This window comes from Pseudomonas sp. LAM2023 (assembly GCF_016620375.1).
Taxonomy (GTDB): Bacteria; Pseudomonadota; Gammaproteobacteria; order Pseudomonadales; family Pseudomonadaceae; genus Aquipseudomonas; species Aquipseudomonas anuradhapurensis.
In genome coordinates, this window is sequence record NZ_JAENHV010000004.1 from 1 (window position 1) to 3,765 (window position 3,765).

Consider the following 3,765-nt stretch of genomic DNA (forward strand, 5'->3'; position numbering starts at 1 on the left):
AGGTGGCCGATCAGTACCTGGATCAGCGCATCGCCCAGCAGCATCTTGGCGCTGTTGCGCAGCTCCTGGCGCACCAGGAACAGGGTCGGGCGCAGGCTCATGCGCGCCGCGGCCATGGTTGGCGGTGCCGGCAGCACGCCGATCAGGTTGATGCCCAGGCTGACCCAGTCGAGCAACTGGCGGTTCTTGCTCTTGACCAGCGTCACCACGTCGCCCAGGGCATCGACCAGGGCCATGATGTTGCCCACCACCGGCAAGGCGCCGGCCACGGTCTTGATCCGTTCGAGGGTGACGTAGCCGCCGCTGACCGACTGCAGCCAGGCGTCGAAGGCGGCGGCGCCACGGCCGACGTCCTTGGCGTCGATGGTGTTGAGCGGGGCGACGGCGACCTGGGGTTCGCGTTGTTTGGCGTCGGTCATGCCAGCACCTCATGGTTCAGCTTGGCCGGGTGAGCCGGGGCGCTGAGCTTGGGCAGGCTCGGCAGTTGCTTGAGGGCGCTGGCGGCCTTGAGCGTGGGCGCAGCGCCGGGCACCACGTTGCTGGCCAGCTGGGCCATGGCGCCGGTGTCGCCGCCGGCTGCGGCCTTGACCTGTTGCGCCTTGTGCAGTGCGGCCTGGCCGCTTTTCGCCAGTTGCATGCCGGTGCCGGCCAGGGCCTTGCCCTGTTCCAGCAGGCTGTTGCCGCCCGGGCCCATCAGGCCGTGGGCCATCGATTTACCTTGTGCCATCGCGTTCTGCATCAGTCCCTTGCCCTTGTCCATGCCTTGCTGTGCCAGTGCCAGGCCCTTGCCCAGCAGCCCGTCCTCGCCTTTGCCGGCGCTCAGCACCTCACCCACCACGGCCTGCTGGCCCGGGGCGATATCGTTGAAATCGGTCTTCAGCGGCCAGCTACCGGGGCCGAAGTGGCTGCCCTCGGCCCAGGTGTCGGCCGGGTCGAGACCGAAGTCGACCCACAGCGGGCCGGCGGCAGCGCCGCTGGCCTGGTTGAAACCGTTGCCGTCGAGCGTGCCCTTGATCGACTTGCCCAGCGCGTCGAGCACGTCGTAGTCGCCGGTCTTCACACCCTTGCTGTTGGCGTACTGGTACAGCAGCTCCAGGTCGCCCTTGCCGGGTTTCGGCGGCTCGGGGAAGGTGCCGGCCTTGCTCGCCGCACCGATGTGCGCAAACTTCGCGGCATGGGCGGTGTAGTTGCCGCTGGTGACGTGGGTGATGCCGCCGGCGTTGTAGGTGGTGGCGCTGCCGCCGCCCTGGATTACCAGCTCGGTCTTGGCGGTGAGCACGATGCGCTCGGCGTTGGCGGTGATGTCGAGCTTGGCCAGCAGGTTGATGTTGTCCTTCAGGGCGCGGATGTCGATGTCGCCGGAGGCCGACACCAGTTTCCAGCCCAGGCTCTGCACGAACAGGCGCATGCCCTGGCTGGCACTGGCCAACAGGCGCTTGCCGATCGACAGGCTGGTATGCCCGGTGCTGCTCAGCGCCAGGTGGCTGCCGCTGGTGATGTGGTTCGGGCCAGGTGTGGTCAGGGCGATGCCGGCCGGGCTCGACAGCACCAGGTGAGGCTGGGCGAACTCGGGGAACTCGTTGGCGCTCTGGTTGACCGGACCACTGCCGAGGATGCCCAGGTGCTGGGCATGCAGGTCCTTGGCGACCTGATCCTGGTCGCCCGGTTCCTGGGCCTGCATCTGCTTGGCCAGCTGCGCCAGGCTGTCCTGCTGCTCGCTGGCAGTGGCCAGGCGTTCGGCGGTTTCGGGCAGGTCCTTGTGGTGCTTGGCTTCGTTCGGGCGCGGTTCGGTGGTGAGCAGCAGGCCGCCGGCGGCGCGCACGGCGCCGTGGCGATCGGTGCGCAGCTCGAAGCCCTCACCCCGTGGCGCGCCGCCGCTCGGCCGTGGGTGGGTCAGGTAGCCGAGGTTCAGGGCACTGGCGCCGTGGTCGCTGCGCAGGGCGATGCTGATCTCGCTGGTGGTGTCGTCGATGCGCAGTTCGTTGTTGCGGCTGCCCTTGTATTCCTTGCTCTTGATCGTCGCCAGGGTCTTCAGCTCGGGCAGCTTGTAGTGCGGCATGTTCACGCCGTGGTACAGGCAGCCGGTCACCAGCGGCTGGTCGGGGTCGCCTTCGAGGAAGCTGACCAGCACTTCCATGCCCACCCGCGGCAGTTGCAGGCCGGCGATGCCCTGCCCGGCCCAGCCGGAGGCCACGCGCATCCACACGCTGGATTTGTCGTCGGCCTGGCCTTCGCGGTCCCAGAAGAACTGCACCTTGACCCGGCCGAACTCATCGCAATAGATCTCCTCACCCTCGGGGCCGCTGACCACGGCGCGCTGGGTACCGAGGATGCGCGGCTTGGGGTGGTTCAGCGGCGGACGGTAGACCGCTTCCCAGGGGGTGGCGCTGAAGAAGTTGCGGTAGCCCTGCTGGAACCCGTCGACGCGCGGGTCGACGTCGCTGGTGATGGCTTCTTCCAGCACCTGCGGCTGGCGGCCCTGGTGGCGCACTTCGGTGAGCAGCCACAGGTCGTTCCAGGCTGCATTCAGGTGCGCGGTCAGCGGCAGGAAGTGCCCACTGGCCAGCAGCGGCTGGTCGCTGCGGCCCTCGGCCAGGCGAAAGTCGCTGCGATGGCGCTCGAGGGCGCGGGTGGCCAGGTGCTTGCCCCGGGCACGGTCAAGGAAGCGCCCAGGATAGTCATAGTCTTCGAGCTCGGGCTCGGCGTGGCTGACCGACTCGCCCTCGAGCTGGATCAGCGGCTTCTTGAAATCGTAGTCGCGGCGGGTGACGCTGCTGGTGCGGGTTTCCACGCGCAGGCCGAAGCGCTTGATCATCGGCGTGTCGGCCACCAGCCCGGCATCCTGCTGGTAGGCCACCGGCGCCAGCTTGGGGAACACCGTCTGGTCGTCGCCAAACACCAGTTGATGGCCAGCGGCGCTGTGGCGGAAGTGGTAGTGGATGCCCTCTTCTTCACACAACCGCTGGATGAACTGCAAATTGGACTCGTCGTATTGCACGCAATACTCGCGGTCCGGGTAAACGGCGCCCAGCTGGAACTGGTAGGCGTTGGCGAGGATGCCATGCTCCTCCAGCACCTGGGCGATGATCTTCGGCACGTTCATGTGCTGGAACATGCGCTGGTTGATACGGTGGGCCAGGTAGGCCAGCTGCGGGCGCAGGGTCACCTGGTAGCGGGTCAGGCGCTTGCCCGCCTCGCCTTGCGCGGCGCGGTAGATCAGGCCATGCAGGCCGCGTCCGGCGTCGCCCAACTGAAGGAACGCGGGCTTGTGCAGCAGGCTCTCCAGGTCCAGCGAGGGACGTTCGCTGACCAGCTCCAGGTCGATGGCGTAGGGCTGGCTGATGGCTTCCTTGCCGTCGAAGGCGAGGACCTGGAAGTCGTGCTCCAGGCCGTCGATGTGCAGGCTGAAATGGGTCTGGTTTGCGGCGGCAAACATCCTTGTCCCTCTTTCCTGGGGAGTGAAACGACCTCGGGGTAGCGCGCCGCTCACGCGGCGCATCGCGGATGAATCCACTCCTGCAGGCAGGCGGGCAGCGGCGCCAGCCGAAACATCGCGTCGGGCCGATCAGGCAGGCAACCAGGGCCTCACAGGTGCGGCACTTTGCAACCGATGCAGGAGCGGATTCATCCGCGATGCGCCGCGTGGGCGGCGCTCGATCTCATGGGCGATGCAACGCTGGCGTCGATCACCCAGAGACCCCGAGCCTTAGCCGGCGACCGGTGCGCGCCAGTCGTCAGAACCGGAAGTACCGGACACTTCGTGGG

Annotated in this window: 2 protein-coding genes; both read right to left on the minus strand. The window is 67.6% G+C overall.

Annotated features, from left to right (window positions below):
* Positions 1-419 (minus strand): hypothetical protein (locus tag JKP78_RS00035; RefSeq protein ID WP_200625801.1); only part of this gene is annotated, 419 nt, incomplete at its 3' end.
* Positions 416-3,436 (minus strand): type VI secretion system Vgr family protein, encoded by a 3,021-nt coding sequence (locus JKP78_RS00040; protein ID WP_200625802.1) that lies wholly within the window; start codon positions 3,434-3,436, stop codon positions 416-418. The genes JKP78_RS00040 and JKP78_RS00035, both read right to left, overlap by 4 nt.
* Positions 3,437-3,765: the final 329 nt, after the last annotated feature.